23 protein-coding genes are annotated in these 22,768 nt (G+C 60.1%); 1 reads left to right on the plus strand and 22 read right to left on the minus strand.

All coding sequences use genetic code 11. The features are described from left to right. Positions 1-11: 11 nt before the first annotated feature. Positions 12-1,343 carry a flagellar biosynthesis protein FlhF gene (gene flhF / locus KRR23_RS06585; protein WP_216741845.1) on the minus strand — a complete coding sequence of 444 codons (1,332 nt, stop codon included), beginning with the start codon at positions 1,341-1,343 and terminating at the stop codon, positions 12-14. 11 nt (positions 1,344-1,354) lie between these two features. After that, the gene (gene flhA / locus KRR23_RS06590) at positions 1,355-3,484 is read right to left on the minus strand and encodes a flagellar biosynthesis protein FlhA (protein ID WP_054596299.1); all 2,130 of its coding nucleotides are present in this window, start codon (positions 3,482-3,484) and stop codon (positions 1,355-1,357) included. 403 nt (positions 3,485-3,887) lie between these two features. Here flhA and KRR23_RS06595 point away from each other — a divergent pair, with 403 nt between their 5' ends. Then, positions 3,888-4,184, plus strand: a complete 297-nt coding sequence (locus KRR23_RS06595; protein ID WP_216741846.1) for a DUF3077 domain-containing protein — start codon at positions 3,888-3,890, stop codon at positions 4,182-4,184. A gap of 443 nt (positions 4,185-4,627) precedes the next feature. Here the strand turns inward: KRR23_RS06595 and flhB are convergent, their stop codons facing one another. The 20 genes from flhB to KRR23_RS06695 form a co-directional block, all read right to left on the minus strand. Further along, positions 4,628-5,767 carry a flagellar biosynthesis protein FlhB gene (flhB, locus tag KRR23_RS06600; protein ID WP_216741847.1) on the minus strand — a complete coding sequence of 380 codons (1,140 nt, stop codon included), beginning with the start codon at positions 5,765-5,767 and terminating at the stop codon, positions 4,628-4,630. Positions 5,768-5,770: 3 nt separating this feature from the next. Continuing rightward, positions 5,771-6,553 carry a flagellar biosynthetic protein FliR gene (fliR, locus tag KRR23_RS06605; RefSeq protein WP_216741848.1) on the minus strand — a complete coding sequence of 261 codons (783 nt, stop codon included), beginning with the start codon at positions 6,551-6,553 and terminating at the stop codon, positions 5,771-5,773. 3 nt (positions 6,554-6,556) lie between these two features. Next, positions 6,557-6,826 carry a flagellar biosynthesis protein FliQ gene (fliQ, locus tag KRR23_RS06610; protein WP_054596295.1) on the minus strand — a complete coding sequence of 90 codons (270 nt, stop codon included), beginning with the start codon at positions 6,824-6,826 and terminating at the stop codon, positions 6,557-6,559. Positions 6,827-6,850: 24 nt separating this feature from the next. Beyond that, positions 6,851-7,600, minus strand: a complete 750-nt coding sequence (fliP, locus tag KRR23_RS06615) for a flagellar type III secretion system pore protein FliP (protein ID WP_216741849.1) — start codon at positions 7,598-7,600, stop codon at positions 6,851-6,853. Further along, positions 7,600-8,031, minus strand: coding sequence for a flagellar biosynthetic protein FliO (gene fliO, locus KRR23_RS06620; RefSeq protein ID WP_103315621.1), 432 nt, complete (start codon positions 8,029-8,031; stop codon positions 7,600-7,602). Before fliO ends, fliP begins: the two co-directional genes overlap by 1 nt. Continuing rightward, complete coding sequence (gene fliN / locus KRR23_RS06625) at positions 8,032-8,493, minus strand: flagellar motor switch protein FliN (RefSeq protein WP_216741850.1); 462 nt, start codon at positions 8,491-8,493, stop codon at positions 8,032-8,034. 69 nt (positions 8,494-8,562) lie between these two features. Next, positions 8,563-9,531 carry a flagellar motor switch protein FliM gene (fliM, locus tag KRR23_RS06630; RefSeq protein WP_123584004.1) on the minus strand — a complete coding sequence of 323 codons (969 nt, stop codon included), beginning with the start codon at positions 9,529-9,531 and terminating at the stop codon, positions 8,563-8,565. A 9-nt stretch (positions 9,532-9,540) separates the two neighbouring features. Next, entirely contained in the window at positions 9,541-10,041 is a 501-nt protein-coding gene (gene fliL / locus KRR23_RS06635; RefSeq protein ID WP_216741851.1) for a flagellar basal body-associated protein FliL, read from the minus strand. 215 nt (positions 10,042-10,256) lie between these two features. After that, positions 10,257-11,660, minus strand: a complete 1,404-nt coding sequence (locus tag KRR23_RS06640; protein ID WP_216741852.1) for a flagellar hook-length control protein FliK — start codon at positions 11,658-11,660, stop codon at positions 10,257-10,259. 105 nt (positions 11,661-11,765) lie between these two features. Next, positions 11,766-12,110, minus strand: coding sequence for an Hpt domain-containing protein (locus KRR23_RS06645; protein ID WP_216741853.1), 345 nt, complete (start codon positions 12,108-12,110; stop codon positions 11,766-11,768). A gap of 30 nt (positions 12,111-12,140) precedes the next feature. Continuing rightward, positions 12,141-13,847, minus strand: a complete 1,707-nt coding sequence (locus KRR23_RS06650; RefSeq protein ID WP_216741854.1) for a fused response regulator/phosphatase — start codon at positions 13,845-13,847, stop codon at positions 12,141-12,143. A gap of 5 nt (positions 13,848-13,852) precedes the next feature. Then, positions 13,853-14,161, minus strand: coding sequence for an STAS domain-containing protein (locus KRR23_RS06655; protein WP_123423325.1), 309 nt, complete (start codon positions 14,159-14,161; stop codon positions 13,853-13,855). A gap of 77 nt (positions 14,162-14,238) precedes the next feature. Beyond that, positions 14,239-14,688 carry a flagellar export protein FliJ gene (gene fliJ, locus KRR23_RS06660; protein WP_216741855.1) on the minus strand — a complete coding sequence of 150 codons (450 nt, stop codon included), beginning with the start codon at positions 14,686-14,688 and terminating at the stop codon, positions 14,239-14,241. Between the two features lie 6 nt (positions 14,689-14,694). Continuing rightward, on the minus strand, positions 14,695-16,053 hold the full coding sequence (gene fliI, locus KRR23_RS06665) for a flagellar protein export ATPase FliI (RefSeq protein WP_216741856.1): 1,359 nt from the start codon (positions 16,051-16,053) through the stop codon (positions 14,695-14,697). Continuing rightward, positions 16,043-16,852 (minus strand): flagellar assembly protein FliH, encoded by an 810-nt coding sequence (fliH, locus tag KRR23_RS06670; protein ID WP_216741857.1) that lies wholly within the window; start codon positions 16,850-16,852, stop codon positions 16,043-16,045. The genes fliI and fliH overlap by 11 nt, the downstream gene beginning before the upstream one ends. Before the next feature lie 4 nt (positions 16,853-16,856). After that, positions 16,857-17,876: a flagellar motor switch protein FliG gene (fliG, locus tag KRR23_RS06675; RefSeq protein ID WP_019692390.1), complete on the minus strand. Its 1,020-nt coding sequence runs from the start codon at positions 17,874-17,876 to the stop codon at positions 16,857-16,859. Continuing rightward, positions 17,869-19,656 carry a flagellar basal-body MS-ring/collar protein FliF gene (fliF, locus tag KRR23_RS06680; RefSeq protein WP_216741858.1) on the minus strand — a complete coding sequence of 596 codons (1,788 nt, stop codon included), beginning with the start codon at positions 19,654-19,656 and terminating at the stop codon, positions 17,869-17,871. The genes fliG and fliF overlap by 8 nt, the downstream gene beginning before the upstream one ends. Positions 19,657-19,671: 15 nt before the next feature. Next, a complete protein-coding gene (fliE, locus tag KRR23_RS06685) occupies positions 19,672-20,001 on the minus strand; it encodes a flagellar hook-basal body complex protein FliE (protein ID WP_123423330.1) in 330 nt (109 codons plus the stop codon). Between the two features lie 167 nt (positions 20,002-20,168). Then, positions 20,169-21,569: a sigma-54 dependent transcriptional regulator gene (locus KRR23_RS06690; RefSeq protein ID WP_216741859.1), complete on the minus strand. Its 1,401-nt coding sequence runs from the start codon at positions 21,567-21,569 to the stop codon at positions 20,169-20,171. Continuing rightward, complete coding sequence (locus KRR23_RS06695; RefSeq protein ID WP_216742117.1) at positions 21,569-22,768, minus strand: PAS domain-containing sensor histidine kinase; 1,200 nt, start codon at positions 22,766-22,768, stop codon at positions 21,569-21,571. The genes KRR23_RS06690 and KRR23_RS06695 overlap by 1 nt, the downstream gene beginning before the upstream one ends.

The following is a 22,768-nucleotide window of genomic DNA, read 5'->3' on the forward strand; positions in this document are numbered from 1 at the left end:
TCATTATTACCTCAGCCGACACGCTTGGCCGGGCTGTGGTAGAGGTCAGCGAACATATCAGCCATGGCTTCTTCGCTGGGTTCTTCCTGCATCTGCACGCTAACGGCGCGACTGACCAACTGATGCCGGCGCGGTAAATGTAGATCATCCGGGATCCGTGGCCCGTCGGTCAGATAAGCGACAGGTAATTCGTGGCTGATTGCCAGGCTCAACACCTCGCCCAGGCTCGCTGTTTCATCCAGTTTAGTCAGAATGCAGCCTGCCAGCCCGCACCGCTTGTAACTGTGATAAGCGGCAGTCAGCACCTGCTTTTGGCTGGTAGTGGCCAGCACCAGATAATTCTTCGACTTGATCCCGCGACCGGCCAGGCTTTCCAGCTGCATGCGCAACGCCGGATCACTGGCCTGCAGGCCGGCGGTGTCGATCAACACCACACGCTTGCGCAACAGTGGATCAAGGGCTTGCGCCAGGGACTGGCCCGGGTCGACGTGAGTCACCGAGACATTGAGGATACGCCCCAGGGTCTTGAGCTGTTCCTGGGCACCAATGCGGAAGCTGTCCATGCTCACCAACGCGATGTTCTGCGCGCCGTACTTGAGCACGTAACGCGCGGCCAGCTTAGCCAGCGTCGTGGTTTTACCCATGCCGGCAGGGCCGACCATGGCGATCACGCCCCCTTCTTCCAGTGGTTCGATCTCGGGAGTCACGATCATCCGCGCCAAGTGCGCCAACAGCATGCGCCAGGCCTGGCGGGGTTCTTCAATGTCAGTAATCAGTTCCAGCAGATCGCGCGACAACGGACCGGACAGGCCAATGCGTTGCAGGCGACGCCACAGGTTGGCTTGCTGCGGGCGACTGCCTTGCAGCTGGTTCCAGGCCAGCGAACCCAACTGCACTTCGAGTAATTCACGCAGGCCATTGAGTTCGAAACGCATCGAGTCGAAAGCCCGCGGATCGACCCCGGCAGAATGCACAGGCGCTGGAGCAGGACGCGGCCGCTCAGCAAAGGTCGGTTCGATCAACGGCTCCGCAGCGGTCAGCGGCAGGCCGGCGAACAGCTGGCGATTGGTGCTGGCGCTCGCATCACCTTCGCCGTCGCCACGCAGGCTCAATTCGGCCTGAGCCGTGACGATCCGCGACTGGGTCTTGCGCAACTCGTCTTCGAGTTCAATATTCGGTACACGCGGGGCCAGCGCCGACAGCTTGTAATCCAGGGCAGCCGTCAGCTCGACACCACCGGCGATCCGGCGATTACCGATAATGGCGGCATCAGCGCCCAGCTCATCGCGAACCAGCTTCATGGCCTGACGCATATCGGCGGCGAAAAAACGCTTAACTTGCATAAACCACTACCTCAGCCGTTGGGCCCTACTGTCGCAACGATGGTCACTTGCTTGTTGTCAGGGATTTCCTGATACGCCAACACATGCAACCCCGGCACTGCCAAACGCCCGAACCGCGAGAGCATCGCGCGTACCGGACCTGCTACCAGCAGAATCACCGGTTGACCTTGCATTTCCTGACGCTGCGCGGCGTCGATCAACGAACGTTGCAGCTTCTCTGCCATGCTTGGCTCCAGCAAAACACCCTCTTCCGAGCCTTGTCCTGCCTTCTGAAGACTATTGAGCAATATTTGTTCCAACCTTGGCTCCAAGGTGATCACAGGCAGCTCGGACTCAGTGCCTACAATGCTTTGGACGATAGCGCGCGATACGCCAACGCGAACGGCCGCCACCAGAGCGGCAGTATCTTGACTCTTGGCGGCATTGTTCGCGATGGCTTCGGCAATGCTGCGAATGTCGCGAACCGGAACCTGTTCGGCCAACAAGGCTTGCAGTACTTTGAGCAGCTGCGACAGCGAAACGACGCCCGGCACCAGCTCCTCGGCCAGTTTTGGCGAACTTTTGGCCAGCAATTGCATGAGCTGCTGAACTTCTTCGTGGCCGATCAGCTCGCTGGAATGCTTGTACAAAATCTGGTTGAGGTGAGTCGCCACCACCGTACTGGCATCGACCACGGTGTACCCCAGGGATTGTGCCTGCGGACGCTGACTGATTTCGATCCAGACCGCCTCCAGACCAAAGGCCGGATCTTTGGCGGTGATGCCATTGAGCGTGCCGTAGACCTGCCCGGGGTTGATCGCCAGTTCGCGATCCGGATAAATCTCCGCCTCGGCGAGGATCACCCCCATCAGGGTCAGGCGGTAGGCGCTCGGTGCCAGGTCGAGGTTGTCGCGAATGTGCACGGTCGGCATCAGGAAGCCCAGATCCTGGGAAAGCTTCTTGCGCACGCCCTTGATCCGCGCCAGCAACTGACCACCCTGGTTGCGATCCACCAGCGGGATCAGCCGGTAGCCGACTTCCAGACCAATCATGTCGATCGGGGTCACGTCATCCCAGCCCAGCTCTTTGGTTTCCATGGCCCGCGCCGGCGACGGCAGCAGGTCCTGCTGGCGCTTGACCTCTTCCAGAGCCTGAACCTTGACGATGTTGTGTTTTTTCCAGAACAGATACGCGCCGCCTGCTGCGACGGCTGCCATGCTGAGAAAGGAGAAGTGCGGCATGCCTGGCACCAGGCCCATGACCGCCATCAAACCGGCAGCTACTGCCAACGCCTTGGGCGACGCGAACATCTGCCGATTGATCTGCTTGCCCATGTCTTCCGAACCGGAAGCACGGGTCACCATGATCGCCGCCGCGGTGGACAGCAGCAGTGATGGCAATTGCGCCACCAAACCGTCACCGATGGTCAACAATGCGTAGACCTTGCCGGCATCGCCGAAGCTCATGCCATGCTGGAAGATCCCGACCGCCATACCGCCAATCAGGTTGATAAACAGAATCAGCAGACCGGCGATGGCGTCACCGCGGACGAACTTGCTGGCACCGTCCATCGAACCGTAGAACTCGGCCTCTTGTGCCACCTCCATACGGCGCAGCTTGGCTGCGGGCTGGTCGATCAGGCCGGCGTTCAGGTCGGCGTCGATGGCCATCTGCTTGCCCGGCATCGCATCGAGGGTAAAACGCGCACTGACCTCGGAAATCCGCCCGGCACCTTTGGTCACCACAACGAAGTTGATGATCATCAAAATCGCAAAGACCACGATACCGACCACGTAGTTACCGCCGATCACCACCTCACCGAAGGCCTGGATCACCTTGCCGGCGGCGGCATGGCCGTCCTGACCGTGGAGCATCACCACCCGGGTCGAGGCCACGTTCAATGCCAGTCGCAACAACGTGGCGACCAGCAGAATGGTCGGAAACACCGCAAAATCCAGCGGCCGCAAGGCGTAGACGCAAACCAGCAGCACAACAATCGACAGCGCAATGTTGAAGGTGAAGAACACATCGAGCAGGAACGGCGGGACCGGCAACATCATCATCGCCAGCATGACCAACAGCAACAGCGGCACACCCAGATTGCCTCGACTGAGGTCTGCCAAGTTGCTGCGGGCACTGTTGATTAACTGAGAGCGATCCACCGGTATTCCCCGTTCCTTGAAGCAAACTTTTGACGCCTGAAGCAGGCGCAGGCCGGCTATTGCAAGAAGCCTTCCAACTTTTGCGGGGGGGCTTGAAACAGCGGGGTTTATCGGGAGTTTTTCAGCGACCGGACAGACGCCATCGCGGGCAAGCCTTGCTCCTACAGATCACTCACATCCGCAGGAGCAAGACTTGCTCGCGAAGAGGCCGGAATATTCAACGCCCATCCTAAGAATTCAGCCACAAATCTGGAAAACACCGGGATTTGTCCGACAAGCTTTCAAGGTTGCCCCTCGGAAGTGGCATCGCTAGTCTTCGGTGGTCGCTGCCAAATCAGCGACCGGGCGTGGAAACCCGATTGAGTAAACGAGGCCGCTCTAACCAGTAAGTGAGAACCTCGCCATGAACAAATCTTCGCACCTCCACGATTTAAAAACCGCCGGCCTCACCCCCTTTTCCATCCACAACGATCAAGCCCTGTTCCGCGTCAACAGCGGCGTCTCGATCCACGAAGCCTTGTCCCACGTGTCCGACTTGCTCCACCTCTCCAAGATGCTGGCCGAAGATGCGGCGATGGAACGCGATAAGGACCGTTATGCTTGGGCATCGCATTATTTGCAGGAGATGAGCAAGGCGGTGATCGATGACGTGGTGAAAGTCATAGCCGCATCGAACAACCATCAAAAAGCCGAGCATTAACCCACCCACCGCGGATCGCTCCCACGCTCCGGGGAACGATCCCCCCCACTCAACAGGCCGAGCGTTAGCTCGCCTGCAGCTCTTGATCTTGATCCACCCGCCCCGTCGGGAGGCCGAGTGGAGGCGTTCATCAGGGGGAAGGCGCGCAGCGCCGTTCGACGCAGTCGAACACATCGAGAGGAGGTCGAAGCGAAGCCGACCGTAGGCGATGCCCCCTGATGAATGCCGGAGCGAGGGAACGCCGAGCCTAGGCGAGGCGCCGTACGCTTGGGGCGAGACCTTTGGTTACTTTGGGGCGTTTGCCAAAGTGACACGCTGTAAGAGCGGAACCATAAGTCGCCATTACCGCAGGAATGGATATGTACACCTGCAAAAGATAGGTCGGCTGTCAGGCCGCCATCGCACGCAAGCCAGCCCCCACAATTTTGATCAGCATAAGCCGGTCAAGAATCCCGGCGCAGATCCGGCGGAATCGGCAATTCATCCTTGAGCGGATCCGGACGCTTACCCTTGCCAGCACGGTACTGACGGATCTGATAAACGTAAGCCAACACCTGAGCAACCGCCAGATAGAGCCCACCAGGAATTTCCTGATCAAGCTCGGTGGAATAGTAGATCGAACGCGCCAGAGCCGGCGACTCAAGCAGCAAGACCTCATTAGCCACCGCGATTTCGCGGATCTTCAGCGCCAGGAAGTCGCTGCCCTTGGCCACCAGCATCGGCGCCCCACCCTTCTCCGGATCGTACTTGAGCGCCACCGCATAGTGGGTCGGGTTGGTAATGACCACATCAGCCTCAGGAATGGCCGCCATCATCCGCCGCTGGGACATCTCGCGCTGCAACTGGCGAATCCGCTGTTTGACCTCGGGGCGACCTTCCTGATCCTTATGCTCGTCGCGCACCTCCTGCTTGGTCATCAGCAGTTTTTTGTGACTCTGGTAAAGCTGAACCGGCACATCGACCGCCGCGATCAGAATCAACCCGCACGCCATCCACAAGGTGCTCCAGCCCACCAGCTGCACACTGTGAATAATCGCCTGCTCCAGCGGCTCATGGGCGATTCGCAACAAATCGTCGATGTCCGAGCGCAGCACGCTCAGCGCGACGAACAGCACCAGCAGGAATTTTGCCAGGGCCTTGAGCAGCTCGATCAGCGCCGTGGACGAAAACATCCGCTTGAGGCCGTTGGCCGGGTTCATTCGACTGAACTTGGGTGCCAGGCTACTGCCGGCGAACAACCAGCCGCCCAGGGAAATCGGGCCAATGATCGCCGCCAGCAACAAGGTCAGCAGCACCGGTTGCACCGCGATAATCGCGATCTTGCCCGACTTCAGCAAATACAGGCCCATGGCGTCCGGGGTCAGCACCACTTCACGCGGCAAGGAGAAGTTCAGGCGCATGATTTCCAGCAGGTCCAGCGCCAGACCGCCGCCGTAGATCAGCAACCCGCCCGCCCCGGCCAGCATCACCGCCAGAGTATTGAGCTCTTTGGAGCGCGCGATCTCGCCCTTTTCGCGGGAGTCCCTTTTGCGCTTGTCCGTGGGGTCTTCTGTCTTGTCCTGACCGCTCTCGCTTTCAGCCATGACTCAGCGCGCCTGTGCCATATCACGCAACAACTGCAAGGCCTCGACGGCCAACGGTTGATACTGGTTGAGAATGTCCCCCAGGCTGACCCAGAAAATCACCAGGCCCAGCACCAGGGTCAGCGGAAAACCGATAGAGAAGATATTCAGTTGCGGCGCCGCACGAGTCATGACCCCGAAGGCAATGTTGACTACCAGCAGCGCGGTGATTGCCGGCAATACCAGCAGCATCGCCGCCCCCAGCACCCAGCCCATCTTGCCGGCCATTTCCCAGAAATGATTGACCAGCATGCCACTGCCCACCGGCAGGGTCGTGAAGCTTTCCGTGAGGACTTCAAACACCACCAGATGGCCATTCATCCCCAGAAACAACAACGTCACCAGCATCGTCAAAAACTGCCCGATGACGGCCGCCGACACGCCGTTGGTGGGGTCGACCATGGACGCGAAGCCCATGCCCATCTGGATCGAAACAATCTGCCCGGCCACCACGAACGCCTGAAAGAACAACTGCAAGGAGAACCCCAGCAGCGCGCCAATCAGGATTTGCTCGGCAATCAGCAGCAGACCGCTCAAGTCCAGCGGATTGACCTGCGGCATCGGCGGCAGGCCCGGCGCGATGACCACCGTTATCGCCACTGCGAAATACAATCGGATACGCTTGGGCACCAGGGTCGTGCCGAAGACCGGCATGGTCGTCAGCACCGCGCCAACCCGAAATAGCGGCAGCATGAAGCTGGCCACCCAGGTACTGATTTGCGCGTCGGTCAGCGCCAGCAATGACATGGTTTAGCCGATCAACTGCGGAATGCTGGTGTACAAGCGCAAGATGTATTCCATGAAGGTTTGTATCAGCCACGGACCGGCAACGATCAGCGTGATCAACATCACCAGCAAACGCGGCAGAAAGCTCAAGGTCTGTTCGTTGATCTGCGTGGCCGCCTGAAACATCGCCACCAGCAGGCCCACCAGCAAACTCGGAACGACCAATATGGCGACCATCATGGTGGTCAGCCAAAGCGCCTCACGGAACAGGTCTACCGCAACTTCAGGAGTCATATCGCCCTACCCGCCCACTTATGCCTAAACACCGCCGAAACTGCTCGCCAGCGTACCGATGATCAACGCCCAGCCATCCACCAGCACAAACAGCATGATCTTGAACGGCAGCGAAATGATCAGCGGCGAGAGCATCATCATGCCCATGGCCATCAGCACACTGGCAACGACCAGGTCGATGATCAGGAACGGAATGAAGATCATGAAGCCAATCTGGAATGCGGTTTTCAATTCCGAGGTCACGAAAGCCGGCACCAGAATGGTCAGCGGCGCCTGATCCGGCGTCGCGATGTCGGTGCGCTTGGACAGGCGCATGAACAGCTCAAGGTCACTGCTGCGGGTCTGCGCCAGCATGAAGTCCTTGATCGGTACTTGCGCCTTGATTACCGCATCCTGAGCCGTAAGTTTTTCGGCCAGATACGGCTGCAAGGCATCCTGATTCACCCGATCAAAGACCGGCGCCATGATGAACATGGTCAGAAACAGCGCCATGCCGGTGAGGATCTGGTTCGACGGCGTCTGCTGCAAGCCCAGGGCCTGACGCAGGATCGAGAACACGATAATGATCCGGGTGAAACTGGTCATCAGCATGACGAACGCCGGGATGAAGCTCAGCGCGGTCATGATCAGCAGGATTTGCAGGCTGACCGAGTATTCCTGAGCGCCATTGGCGTTCGTGCCCAGGGTGATCGCCGGAATCGACAGCGGGTCGGCAGCGAACGCCAACGGCGCGGCCAGCATCAGGACCAGTGTCAACAGGATGCGCAACGGCATTACTTCTTATCCTTATCTTTACCCAGCAACTCCATCAGGCGCTGGGCAAACTCGGGGGTCGCCTGCTCGGTGCTCGGCACTTGCACCGGCTCCTTGAGCACATGCAACGGGGTAATGGTGCCCGGGGTCAGTCCAAGCAGAATCTGCTCGTTACCGACTTGCACCAGCACCAGGCGATCACGCGGCCCGAGGGCGCGCGAGCCGATCAGCTCGATCACTTGCCCTTTGCCGGCAGGACCCGCCTGCTGGACGCGGCGCAACAACCAGGCGAGGAAGAAGATCAGGCCCAGCACCAGCAGCAAACCCAGCACCAGCTGAGTCAACTGCCCGGCCACGCCGCTGCCGACCGCAGGTGTCGCGACCGCCGCTACCGGTTCCGCCGCCCATGCACTGAGCGGCAAGGCCAGCAATACGCCGAGAAACGCCTTCACTCAGCGCAGCTTCTTGATGCGTTCGCTTGGGCTGATCACGTCGGTCAGGCGGATGCCGAACTTCTCGTTGACCACCACCACTTCGCCGTGAGCGATGAGCGTGCCATTGACCAGCACGTCCAGCGGCTCGCCGGCCAGACGGTCAAGTTCGATCACCGAGCCCTGGTTGAGCTGCAGCAGGTTACGAATGTTGATATCGGTGCTGCCGACTTCCATGGAAATCGACACCGGGATGTCCAGAATCACGTCCAGGTTAGGACCGTCGAGGGTCACTGGCTCGTGGTTCTTCGGCACGCTGCCGAACTCTTCCATTGCCATACGACTGGAGGACGAGGAACTCGCCGCATCGGCGGCCAGCAAGGCGTCAATATCGTCCTGCCCGGCATCACCCGTTTCTTCGAGCGCCGCAGCCCATTCATCGGCCAGCGCCTGGTCGTCCTGGGTATTCATTTCGTCAGCCATCATTTGTCCTCAGCGGGCAACCAATCAATTGGACGCCGTCAATTAAAAGCGAATGTGTGCGAACGCAGATCAGCGTCGCTCGATCGGCTCGATCACTTGCAACGCCAGGTTGCCCCTGTGGGAGCCCATCTTGACCTTGAAGGCCGGCACGCCGTTGGCGCGCATGACCATTTCTTCCGGTAGTTCCACCGGGATCACATCGCCCGGCTGCATGTGCAGGATGTCCCGCAGGCGCAATTGGCGACGAGCAACCGTGGCACCGATCGGTACGTCGACGTCCAGCAAGTCCTGGCGCAAGGCATTGACCCAGCGCTCGTCCTGATCGTCGAGGTCCGACTGGAAGCCGGCATCGAGCATTTCGCGGACCGGCTCGATCATCGAGTACGGCATGGTCACGTGCAGATCGCCGCCACCGCCATCGAGTTCGATGTGGAAGGTCGAGACCACCACCGCTTCGCTCGGCCCGACGATGTTGGCCATGGCCGGGTTCACTTCCGAGTTGATGTACTCGAAGTTGACTTCCATGATCGCCTGCCAGGCTTCCTTCAGATCGATGAAGGCCTGTTCCAGCACCATGCGCACGACGCGCAACTCGGTCGGGGTGAATTCACGACCTTCGATCTTGGCGTGACGACCGTCGCCGCCAAAAAAATTGTCCACGAGCTTGAACACCAGCTTGGCATCCAGAATGAACAACCCAGTGCCGCGCAACGGCTTGATCTTGACCAGGTTGAGGCTGGTCGGCACATACAGTGAGTGCACGTACTCGCCGAACTTCATCACCTGTACACCACCGACGGCAACGTCTGCCGAGCGACGCAACATGTTGAACATGCTGATGCGGGTGTAGCGGGCAAAACGCTCGTTGATCATTTCCAGGGTCGGCATGCGTCCGCGAACGATGCGATCCTGGCTGGTCAGGTCGTAGCTTTTGGCTCCGCCCGGTTCAGCAGCATTGTCGGTCTGTACCAGACCATCGTCGACGCCATGCAACAGCGCATCGATCTCATCCTGGGACAGCAGGTCCTGCACGGCCATGTCGTGTTCCTACTGCAGTACGAAATTGGTAAACAGCAACTGGTCGATAACGACTTTGCCGACTTCTTTCTGCGCTACTTCCTGCACACTGGCAGTGGCTTTCTGGCGCAGCATTTCCTGACCGACCGGAGTCGCCAGGGTGTCGAAACTCTGCCCGGAGAACAGCATGACCAGGTTGTTGCGAATCACCGGCATATGCACTTTCAGCGCATCCAGATCGGCCTGGTTACGCGCCTGCAGGGTAATGCTCACCTGCATGTAGCGCTGACGGCCATTCTGGTTGTAGTTGGCCACGAAGGCCGGAGCCATGGGTTCATAAATCGCCGCAGGCTTGGCATTACTGGCGGTTTCGGCTGCAGGCGCAGGCTTGCTCTGAGCGCTGTGCATGAAGTACCAGGTCGCCCCCACGGACAGACCGATCGCCAACAGCACGGCCAGCACAATCACGAGAATAAGCTTGAGTTTGCCTTTCCCGGCGGGGTCTTTCACTGCTGCTTCGCTCTTCGCCATGCCAATAATCCGTCACTATTCGAGTTTTCACAGGTGCACGGCAAGGCAAGAGCAAGTGTTATGCCAGAAGTGTCGGTAGTGAGGGGGATCTGAATTTACGATCGTTCCCACGCGCAGCAAAGGAATGTCGCCATGGACGCTCGGCGTCCGATCTTGAGACGCAGAGCGTCTCGGGATGCATTCCCACGCGGGAGCGTGGGAACGATCAGCGGCAATCAGGCGTAGTAATCGACTGCGCTGGAGCCGATGACGCTGGTCGTGCTGGCAGCCGCTTCAGCCACGCTTGCCGGCAGTTCTTCATCTGCCGAGTCCAGACGACCACCGCTGGCAGTCGTGCCGGCGCCCTGGCCTTGCTGGGCCTGCTGCTGCCCTTGCCCTTGCCAGCCGCGGGACTGGTCGGACACGTTGACATCGACTTGCCCCATGCCTTGCTGGGCAAACATGTCGCGCAGACGGTGCATCTGGCTGTCCAGCGCCTCACGCACACCTACGTGAGCGCTCATGAAAGTCACTTGGGTCTGCTGATCGGGAACCATGTTCACCCGAATATCCAGGCGACCCAATTCTGCCGGCTGAAGCTGGATATCGGCCGCCTTGAGGTTGGCACTCGACAGGTACATGACCCGATTGACCACTTCCTCGGTCCAGCCGCTCTGATGCATGGCGATCGGTTGATTCACCGGCAACGCATTCGCGGTCTTGGGCGTGGCGGCCTGGGTCAGCGCTGCCAGGCGATTGGCAAAATCGTCAACGCGCGTGTCACTGGTCGCCGATTTCAGGTCCTTGAGCCCGTCGTCGATCAAACCGCTGAAGGACTTTTCGCCCCCCTGGCTGGTGCTGTCCTTGCTGGCTTGCACGTCAAGCATGCTCGCCATGCCATTGGCAAAGTTCTGCGCCGCGGTGGGTTCGCTATCGGCCTGATCCGGTGTCGCTTTGGTCGGGGACTGGCTGGAGGCCGACACGTGGCCACTTTGCTCCAGTGCCAGGCGCACGGCCGGCATCGCGTCCAAAGGATCGGATGCAGGATCGAACGAAGGATCAGTCGCAGCCACGGGCTGAGCCGGCGCAGGCGTCACCGTCGCCGCAAGAGCCGCATCGACCTGAGGCAAGGTCTGAACCTGAGCCTGAGCGACCACTGGCGGTGTTTGTGGATCGGGTACCGGCACTGGCGCTGGAGCCGATTGCACCGCCTGCGCCAACGCCGGATCGAGAGTTGGGTCAAGCGGAGCGCTATCAGCCACCGGGGCATCCTTGGCCGCTGCAGAATCGCTGGCGCCGCTTGTGTCGCTAGCGGCCTTGTCGCTGGTATCCGCCGGCTTGTCGGCGGGCAAGGATTTGCCGCTATCGGCAACTTTCGCCTCTGGCGCGGCAGACTTGTTGTCAGGCGCCACTTTTTTGCCGGTGCTGTCCGCCACTTTGTCGCGCACGTTTTTACCGGCCCCGTCAGCACTGGACGCCGGGGTAGCTTGCGCCTGTTTGGCATAGACCTGAGAAAAGCTTGCAGCCTTATCCCGGGGCTCTGCAGGCACTGCCGGCGCATTGACAGGCACGCTGGCAGACACGGACTGAGTCTTGGCCTGCGAGGCGGCCTGAAGAAGCGAATTCGGGGCGAGGGGCATAACGGTCTCCGCTGCACTGGGATCGTAGGTACAGTTGAGAAACAAAGCTGCAAGGGTCGAGCCAGGTTTGCTCAGGTGCTGAAAAAACCTGCAACGAGGGTGCTTTCAACAATGAAAACGCTGGCGTTCTTCACGGTACAAGCGTCGGACGATGGCAAATTCGCCGTCGATTTCGCCGACCAGCTCTTCAATTCCCGCAAGGCTTTTTTGTTTGGCTCGCTGCTCCAGCTCATTGCATAGTTCAGCCAGGCGCGTAGCCCCCATGTTGCTGCTGCTGCCCTTGAAGCTGTGGGCGGCACTGAGCAACTGGTCGGGGTCCTGAGTTTCGCGAAGTTGGGTCAAACGTGTTTCGGAGTCCTGAAGGAAAGTATCCAGAAGTATCGGGTACTCATCCTCCATGACTTCTTGCAGCGCGCTCAGCACTTCGTGGTCCAGATGAATGTCAGTCACTTGTTCGCTCCTTGATCAAGAATGCGCGGATTATGCCTGAGCCTCCCAGGAAAACTCCACGCGGGCACGTCGGCCATTGTCCGACCAACTGGCGTTGTGGCTCAACTGACGAATCAGACTCACACCACGACCCGACAAGCGGCCGCTGTCGACAGGTCGAGTCATGACCCGCTCTACGTCGAACCCTGCGCCACTGTCTTCGACTTCCACCACCAGACAGCCTCCCGCACCTTGCGGCGACAACTGCATATGCACCCGCAGGTAGCCATCCTCAAGCGCCTCCAGACGCGCATTGCGCTGCTCGTAATACCGCGCAAACCCAGAGGCATCGCGCTTGATACTCGAATCCAGCCCCAGCACACCATGCTCCAGCGCATTGGAATAGAGCTCGGCCAGCACACTGTAGAGCGCCCCGCTTTGCGCCCGCAACCCATGTACCTCAAGTAACAACTGCATCAGATAAGGCAACGGATTGAAGCGCCTGAGCGAGTCTGCACGAAACTCAAAACTCACCGACCAATCCAGCGGGCAAGACACACTACTGTCGGAATACACCATGGCCGGCGGCGTGAGTTGCGAGGCTTCGAGCAGGCGAACCTCGAGCATGCTGACATCGTCACGCGCCTCGCCACGGAAATCCCGCAGCGCCTGTTCGATCTCCTCGAACAGTCGGTCTGGCTGGCGATTGTCGGCAAACACCTGCTGCAACCGCTCGACACCAAACAACTGGTCGTTGGCATCACAGGTATCGATCACGCCGTCCGACAACAGGAATACCCGGTCGCCGAGGGCCATCGGCAACACCTCGGTGCGATCATCAAAGGCTTGCGAACTCAACACTCCCAGCGGCAGATGCCGCGCCGGCAATACGGTGCGCTTGTCGTTGGCGATATCATGCAGATAACCATCCGGCATACCGCCGTTCCAGACCTCCACTGAACGACGTTGAAAACTCAGGCACAACAGGGTCGCGCAACAGAACATATCCACCGGCAGGATACGCTTGAGCTTGGCGTTCATCTCGCACAGCATTTCCGCCAGACCGTAACCCTTGGCGGTCATGCCGTAGAACACTTCCGCCAGCGGCATGGCGCCGACTGCTGCCGGCAGGCCATGACCAGTGAAATCCCCCAGCAACACATGCATGTCACCGGCAGGCGTAAATGCCGCCAGCAACAGGTCGCCATTGAACAGCGCATAGGGGGATTGTGAATAACGGATATTGGGAGCGCTCAGGCAGCCGGAGTGAGCGACCTTGTCGAATACCGCCTTGGCCACCCGCTGCTCATTGAGCAGGTACTCATGGTGCCTGGCGATCAGATCGCGCTGCTCCAGGACCGTCGCCTGCAGGCGCCGCAAACGATCCATCGCCTTGATCTTGGCGCTGAGGATCACCTGGTTATAAGGTTTTGCCAGAAAGTCGTCACCACCCGCCTCCAGGCAACGCGCCAAGGCTTCGCTTTCCGTCAGCGAGGTCAGGAAGATGATCGGCACCAGCGTTTCGCCAGCCAGCAGCTTGATCTGTCGCGCCGCTTCGAAACCGTCCATCACCGGCATCATCGCGTCCATCAACACCAGTTGCGGACGCTGCTGCCGGTACAGCTCAACCGCCTCGGCGCCGTTGGCCGCAGCCAACACCTCATGCCCCTGACGACGGACAATACTCGACAGCAGCAAGCGATCGGCCGCGCTGTCTTCGGCGATCAGCACGGTCAGCGGTTCGGGCAGCGTCGACATGACGATCAACTGATGTCGAACAGCTTGTCAAAATTGGAGATGGCGAGGATTTTCTTCACATCGGAACTGCTGTTGACCACGCGAATATCGGAGTTGTCTCCGCCAGCATGATCACGCAACAGCAGCAACATACCCAACGCCGAGCTGTCGAGGTAGGTTGCTTCCTTCAAGTCGACCACCACCGAGTTTGGCATTTGCCCGTCGGGGCGCTCGTAGGAGTCACGAAACTCCTGATGCTTGGCGAAATCGAACCGCCCTTTGACCGAAATCGTGAGTTTTTGCCCATCCGGCGATACTTCTGTAACGACTGACATGCTGCGGCTTCCCTGTCATTGGCAACGTGTAGAAGGTTTAGCACTTGCAGGGGGCATGAGCAAGGTCAAAAGATCGCTCAATACGGGTCGTGGCGCGGCAAACGCTGGGAAAGCTCATCGAGCAGTTTCTGCTCACGCCGGTCTTCGAGTTGGCGAGCCTCATCAATGTAACGCTGCACCAGCTTGCGCAGCCCTTCAACCCGGGCAAACGCCTGCTGCCAGGTGTCACGCGCCTTGTTCAGGTTGTTCTGGTGCCAGGCCAGGCTTTGGCGCTGCTGATCGATCGCGGTGCCCAGTTGCGCGAGAAAGCCCTGATACCCCAGCAACCATTGCCCCGAGACGCCATGGCTGCCGCGTACGATCCATTGCTCCTGGTACTCGAGGCGGAAACTTTCGAGGTCCGCGAGCTTGCTTTCGGCCAATCGCACCTGGCCCTGGAAGTGCCCCAGGCGCTGGGCGGCGGTCTTTTCGGCCTTTTCAGCCATATCGACCACGGGCGCCAGGCGCGCCGACCGACTCTGGGCCATGAAGTGTTAGCCGCCAGCCGCCGGGGCGAAGATCGAGGCAAGGTATGCCTCGCTCTCGCCCAGGTTGATGCTGTCGTTCAGGCCCTGACGCAGGTATTTGGCCAATTGCGGCTGCAACGAGATCGCCAGATCGGTTTCCCGGTCGCCGCCCGCCACATAGGCGCCGACACTGATCAGGTCGCGGCTTTGCTGATAACGCGACCAGAGCTGCTTGAAGTACTGCGCACGGGTCATGTGGTCTGGGCTGACCACCGATGGCATGACCCGACTGATAGACGCTTCGATGTCGATCGCCGGGTAATGCCCCTCTTCCGCCAGGCGTCGCGACAGGACGATGTGCCCGTCGAGCACACCCCGCGCGGCGTCAGCGATAGGATCCTGCTGGTCGTCGCCTTCGGACAACACCGTATAAAACGCGGTGATCGAACCGCCGCCCGCCTCGGCATTACCGGCACGCTCCACCAGTTTCGGCAGTTTGGCGAATACCGATGGCGGATAACCCTTGGTCGCCGGTGGCTCGCCGATGGCCAGGGCGATTTCCCGTTGCGCCTGGGCAAAACGGGTCAGCGAATCCATCAGCAACAGGACGTTCTTGCCCTTGTCGCGGAAATACTCGGCGATTCGCGTGCAATACATCGCGGCGCGCAGACGCATCAGCGGCGCATCGTCCGCAGGCGACGCCACCACCACGGAGCGCTTGAGCCCCTCTTCACCGAGGATGTGCTCGATGAATTCCTTGACCTCGCGCCCCCGCTCGCCAATCAGCCCGACCACGATGATGTCGGCCTCGGTAAAGCGGGTCATCATGCCCAGCAGCACACTCTTGCCGACGCCGGTGCCGGCGAAGAGGCCGAGGCGCTGACCGCGACCGACTGTCAATAATCCGTTGATGGAGCGAATGCCCACGTCCAGCGGCTGGCTGATGGGGTCGCGCTTGAGCGGGTTGATGGTCGGACCATCCATCGGCACCCAGTCTTCGGCTTTCATTCCGCCCTTGCCGTCCAGCGCACGGCCGGCGCCATCCAGTACCCGCCCGAGCATGCTCATGCCCATCGGCAAGCGCCCGGCATCGGCCAAGGGCACCACCCTGGCGCCCGGGGCGATGCCGGCGACACTGCCGACCGGCATCAGAAACACCTTGCTGCCAGAGAAGCCCATGACTTCGGCTTCGACCTGTACCGGGTGATAACTGTCGTCGTTGATCACCATGCAACGGCTGCCCATGGCGGCGCGCAGGCCCTCGGCTTCGAGCGTCAGGCCGACCATGCGCAGCAAGCGCCCTTCGAGGATCGGTTGGCCGGGCAACTCGGTGGCCTGTGCATAAGTGCTCAGGCGCTTGCCGAAGCTGGTGCGATCAAGGCGCATCAGCGATTTCCGGTTCTGGCTCAAGTGCTGCGGCAGACGGCTTTTCGCTGACGGGTAGCTCCAGCGTCAAATCCGCCTCGGCCGGATGCAGCGCCTGATCGTGCAATTGATCGAACAGCTTGGCCATGATCTGCGTGATACGGGTTTCTACGGTCGCGTCGATACGGCTGTGCTCGGTCTCGACCCGGCATCCGCCCGGCAACATGGCTTCGTCTTCGACGATGCGCCAGGTCTCTTCATGGCGCTCGCGCAATGCCTTGACCTGCTCGAAGTCCTGCGGATTGATGTACAGACGCACATTCCCGACGCCTAGCGGCAGCAGTTTCAGGGCTTCGCGCATGACGTGTTCGATTTGCGTCGAGTCGATGGCCAGCTCGCGCTGAATCACCTGCCTGGCAATGTGCTGGACCAGCCCGACCAGAGATTTCTCGATCTGCGTATCCTGCTCGGCAATCGGTTCGAACAGATTGCCCATCAGCAATTCAAGGCTCGCGAGCTTTGCGCTCAGGGCCACGTCAGCTTCCTGACGAACCTTGAGCGTGGTGCTGTGAAAACCTTCTCGCTCACCGGTAGCGAAGCCTTCGTTGTAGGCTTCCTGACGAATGCTTTCGAGCTCTTCGAGGGTCAGTGGCTGGACTTCCTCCAGCGGCACTTCTTCCATCTCCGGCGGCTCGGGCTCAGGCTCGGGTTCAGGCTCCGGGACGTGCGGGTCGAAGCTGGGCAACGACCAGGTATCAAAACCGCGAACATCACGCGCACGGATCAGGTCGGTGGGCGACTCATCACTCTTGGATGCCATGGCGTTAAATCATTTCCTCGCCGCCCTTGCCGCCGAGAACGATTTCTCCGGCTTCGGCCATACGGCGGGCAATGGTGAGGATTTCTTTCTGTGCGGTTTCCACATCGCTGACGCGTACCGGGCCCTTGGCCTCCAGGTCGTCGCGGAGCAATTCGGCCGCACGCTTGGACATGTTCTTGAAGATCTTTTCCTTGACGCCTTCGTCCGAGCCCTTGAGGGCCAGCACCAGCACGTCCGAGGAGACTTCGCGCAGCAACGCCTGAATTCCGCGGTCGTCGACGTCGGACAGGTTGTTGAACACGAACATGAGGTCTTCGATCTGACCGGACAGGTCTTCGTCGACTTCGCGAATCGAGTCCATCAGTTGACCTTCGATCGAGCTGTCGAGGAAGTTCATGATGTCGGCTGCACGCTTGATACCACCCAGGGTGGTGCGCGCGGCGTTGGAGTTGCCGGAGAATTGCTTCTCGAGAATCTGGTTGAGTTCTTTCAGCGCGGCAGGCTGTACGGTGTTCAGCGAAGACACGCGCAAAATAATATCGAGGCGTACTTTATGGTCGAAGTTACCGAGAACTTCGCCGGCCTGATCCGGGTCGAGATACGCCACGACGATGGCCTGGATCTGCGGGTGCTCGTAACGGATCACGTCCGCCACGGCACGCGGCTCCATCCACTTCAGGCTGTCCAGACCGCTGGTGTTGCCACCCAGCAGAATTCGGTCGATCAGGCCGTTGGCCTTGTCTTCGCCCAGCGCCTGGGTGAGCATCTTGCGCACATAGTCATCCGAACCGACGCCGAGGCTGGTCTGATCGCCGACGATGTCGACGAACTCGCTCATCACCTGCTCGACCTGCTCGCGGTGCACGTTGCCCATTTGCGCCATGGCCACACCCACACGCTGGACCTCTTTGGGCCCCATGTGGCGCAGCACTTGCGCAGCATCGGTTGAACCCAGGGACAGCAGCAGAATCGCGGCTTTGTCGACCCGGCTGAGTTTGGCGATAGCGGCTCGGTTATCACTCATCTGCGTTAATCCACTCTTTCACGACCTGAGCCACACGACCCGGATCTTCGGCCACCAGGCTCTTGATTGCGTTCAACTGTGCGTCATAGCCTTCGCTCGGGCTAGGCAGCAGAATACTTTGCGGACCACCGAGGCTGACGCGGTCGTTGGCCAGTTCGCCGTCCAGGCCACCCATGCCACCGAGCTCGACATCGCTGCCAAGACCCGCCAACTGCTTGCCTTTACCGCCGCCGGTAATGTTGTTGAGCACTGGACGCAGCACGCCGAACACCAGCACCAGGATGAACAACACGCCGAGAACCTGTTTCACCACATCCCAGAACCAGGGCTGCGAGTAGAACGGAATGTCAGCGATGACTTCGCCACGCTCGGCCGAGAACGGCACGTTGATCACGCTGACGCTGTCACCACGACTGGCATCAAAACCGACGGCATCCTGCACCAGACGCGTGAAGCGTGCCAATTCATCGGCACTCCACGGCGCGCGGGTAGTTTCACCGTTGGCCGCATTGACCTTGACCTGATCATCCACAACGACCGCAACCGACAGGCGATTCAAACGGCCCTGCTGTTGCTTGGTGTGACTGATGGAACGGTCGAGCTCGAAGTTCTTGGTGGATTGTTGACGCTTGTCCGCCGGGTACGGTGCCAGCATCGGCTGACCGGTTGCCGGGTCCATGATTTGCTGGCCGTTGGCATCCAGCAGCGGCTGACCTGGCTGCACCATACCAGCGGAAGCGCTCGAGCCACCGGTGGTTTGTGGTGCTGAAGCCGGCGATGGCGGCTGGTTGCTCAGAGCACCGGGAACGCCTTGCGGGCCGTTGCTGGCGGTGCGCTGCTCGGTAGTCGATTGCTCGCTGCGCAGAGCCGGCTGATCCGGATTGAACTGCTCCGAAGTCGACTCGATTGCACTGAAATCGACGTCGGCGGAGACTTCGGCCTTGTAGCGATCGTTACCCAGCACCGGCTGCAGAATATTGTGCACACGCTGTGTGAGCATGCTTTCCATGCGGCGGCTGTAATCGAATTGCTTGCCGGCCATGGTCAATTCGGAGTTTTCCGCCTGATCGGAGAGCAAGGTGCCCTTCTGGTCGACGACGGTGATCTGCGACTTTCTCAACTCAGGAACGGCGGTCGACACCAGGTTGATGATGGCCATGACCTGACCTGGTTCCAGCGAACGGCCGGAGTAAAGCTCGACCAGCACCGATGCGCTGGGCTTGCGTTCATCACGCACGAATACCGAGCTTTTCGGAATCGCCAGGTGCACTCGGGCACCCTTGACGTTGTTCAGGCTGGAAATGGTCCGCGCCAGTTCACCCTCAAGGCCGCGACGATAACGGGTCGCCTCCATGAACTGACTGGTCCCCAGGCCCTGGTCCTTGTCGAGGATTTCAAAACCGATATTGCCGTCGCTGGGAGTGACACCAGCAGCGGCGAGCTTGAGCCGCGCGCGCGCCACATCATCGGCCTTGACCAGCAAGGCACCGGAGTTGGGTTCAACGGTGTAGGGAATGTCGGCAGCGGCCAGGGTTTCCATGACCTGCTTGGCGTCCATACCGGCAAGGCTGCCGTACAGCGGCCGATAGTCGGGTTGCTGCGACCACAGCACCACGGCAAAACCAATCGCCACGCTCGCAGCCAGGCCAACCAACAGGCCCACCTGACGCAGCATGGTCATCTCGGAGAGGTTTTCCAGGAAGGACAGACCAAACAACGGCGGTTTGCCGTCTGCTGGCGTGACCTTGGCCGGAACGTTATCGGCGACTGCTTCTGCCATGACTCAATCTCGTCCTTAAACCGGCATCTGCATGATGTCTTGGTATGCCTGAACCAGCTTGTTACGCACTTGGGTCAACGCCTGGAAAGATACGCTGGCCTTTTGCGAGGAAATCATTACATCTGTCAGGTCGACGCCGCTTTTGCCAATTTCGAAAGCATTGGCCAGTTGGTTCGAAGCCTGTTGGGTGTCGTTGACCTTGTTGACGGCCTTGCCGAGCATGTCGGAAAAGCTGCTACCGCCCATTTCCGGCACCGCGACTGCCGCTTTCGGCTGAGCCATGGCGTCCATTTGCATGGACCGCATGTCCAACATCAAGCGATTAAATTCAATACCTTGGCTCATGGTCTACTCTCTCTGACGACCCGCAATTTTTTGACACTCACTCGGCGGATAGAGTGGTGTTAGCAACAAGGGTGCCAGCTCCATGGCGACACTTCATAAAAGTCCGACACGGATCACCGCCCCCGTAGCAGCCGCCTCGCAAGCTCGACAGCTGCTACAGATACGGTTCAGGTCGCAAACAAATAACCTTCAACGTCCATTCCCGCATCGCGCATTTGCGCCAGCTTGTAGCGCAAGGTCCGCGGGCTGATACCCAGGCGCTCGGCCGCCTCCTTGCGCCGCCCGCGCTCGGAACGCAAGGTATCGATGATCATCTGAAACTCGCGACGCCGCAGGTCATCGCCCAGCGCGCCCGCTGAATCGCCTTGCGGTGCCTCGACTTCGAGCACGCGTGACGACATTTGAAGCGGCGTCAATGCCGGCAGTGGCGCGCAAGCGACCGGCCCCGCAAGGCAAAAGTCCTGCGGCTGAATCAAACCACCCTGCTGCAAAATCAACGCCCGCTGAATGGCATTGTCCAACTCGCGCACGTTGCCCGGCCACGGATAACCGATCAGGCAAGCCTGAGCTTCCGGCGACAGCCTGGCAGCGGCATGCTTCATTTTATTGACGTGCTTGGCCTGCAGACGCTCGGCCAGCGGCAAGATATCGGCGGTACGCTCACGCAGCGGACGCCAGGCCAGCGGAAACACCGACAGGCGATAGTAAAGATCTTCACGAAAACGCCCCGCCGCCACTTCGCCCGCTAGATCGCGGTTAGTGGTTGCGACCACCCGGATATCCAGCACAATCGGCTTGCGTGCGCCCACGCGCTCGACTTCACGCTCCTGCAACACGCGCAGCAGCTTGGCCTGAAGCCCCAGGGGCATTTCGGAAATTTCGTCGAGCAGAATGGTCCCGCCATCGGCCTGCTCGAACTTGCCGGCCTGGGCCGCAATAGCGCCGGTGAACGAGCCCTTCTCATGCCCGAACAAGGTCGCCTCGAGCATGTTGTCCGGGATCGCCGCACAATTGATCGCAATGAACGGCTGACTGGCGCGATGCGAGTGCTGGTGGATGTAACGCGCCAGCACCTCTTTGCCGGTGCCCGACTCTCCCGAGATCAACACCGTCGAATCACTGCGCGCCACACGGGCTGCCAGCTCAAGCAACTGCGCACTGGCCGGCTCGAACGCTACCGGGCCTTCACCCTCTGCGGCGCCGAGACAACCCAGGGCATGGCGCGACACCAGATCCAGTAGCGCCTTGGGCTCGAACGGCTTGACCAGATAGTCTGCCGCCCCCTGACGCATCGCATCGACGGCGCGCTCGACCGCGCCATGGGCGGTCATCAGTAACACCGGCAACTGCGGCTGACGAATTCGCAACAACCCCAACAACTGATGACCATCCATGCCCGGCATGTTGACGTCACTGACCACCAGATTGAACGATTCGCTCGCCACAGCTTGCAGCGCATCTTCGGCCGAGCCCACTGCGGTGTAGTCGTGACCGGCCAGCAGCAGCGTATCCGTCAATGCTTCGCGCAGCGAGCGGTCATCTTCGACCAGTAAAACCTTGATTGCCATCAGCCTCTTTCCACTCCTTGAGCGCTGGAGAACAACGGCAAGACCACCACCGCACACGTGCCGCGGCCCGGCCGCGAGCGCAGTTGCAATTCTCCCTGATGAGCACGGGCCACCGCCTTGACTACGGTCAGGCCAAGGCCGGTGCCGGTGGTTTTAGTCGTAAAAAACGGTTCACCCAGGCGCGCCAGCACAGTGGGGTCGATACCGCCGCCGTTATCGCTGACGCACAGCCGAAGGGTGTTTTCACGGGTGTATAGATGGACCTTCAGACGGACATCGCCAGCACTGGCCTGAATCGCATTTTCAATCAGGTTCAGCAGCGCGCCGACCAGCGTGTCGCGATTACACAGCAATTCTCCGGCATGACTGTCGCACTGCCAACGCACCGGATAATCCTGAACATGCGTCAATGCCGCCGCTTGCAGCGATTGCAGGAGCGCCCCAGGTGTCAGGCGATCAGTCAACGGCAGTTCGCCGCGAGCGAACACCAGCATGTCCCGCACCTGATGTTCGAGCTCGTGCAGGCGCTCTTTCAAACGCCCGGCAAACCGCTGCTGGGTAGCGACCGGCAGCTCTTGCTCAGTCAAATGACTGGCGTACAGCAATGCTGCGGACAGCGGCGTGCGAATCTGATGCGCCAGGGAAGCGACCATCCGGCCAAGGGACGACAAGCGCTCATGGCGAGCCAATTGGTCCTGCAGGTGCCGGGTTTCGGTCAGGTCGTTAAGCAGCACCAACTGGCCCGGTTCGGCATCCAGCGAGCGCGTGGAAATCGACAGGCGTCGACCATCCTTCAGGGAAATCTCATGACCGTCGTCTTCGCGTGGAGCAAAGCAGCGGGCAATCACATGACGCCACAACTCGCCTTCGAGCGGTAGACCCAGCAGCTCGCAGGCCGCCGGATTGGCTTCGCGCACCATCCCCTGGGCATCGATGACGATAACGCCACCCGGCAACAAGTCGAGAAGGTTTTGCAGGCGGTTGGCCAGGCGTTCTTTTTCGGCCAGCTCTTGCATGCGTTGAGCACTGACCACTGCCAGTTCGCCCTTGAGCTCGGTGACCCGGGCTTCAAGCATGCTGTAGGAATCGGTCAGTTGGCTCGACATCTGACTGAACAGCGCGAACGCCTGCTCAAGGCCAAGCCGACTTGCCTGCTCTACAGAGGACGATTGCCCCGAGACTTCGGAGACAGGGGACAT

Origin of the sequence: Pseudomonas sp. CVAP#3 (genome assembly GCF_018986375.1) — a bacterium.
GTDB lineage: Bacteria > Pseudomonadota > Gammaproteobacteria > Pseudomonadales > Pseudomonadaceae > Aquipseudomonas > Aquipseudomonas helvetica.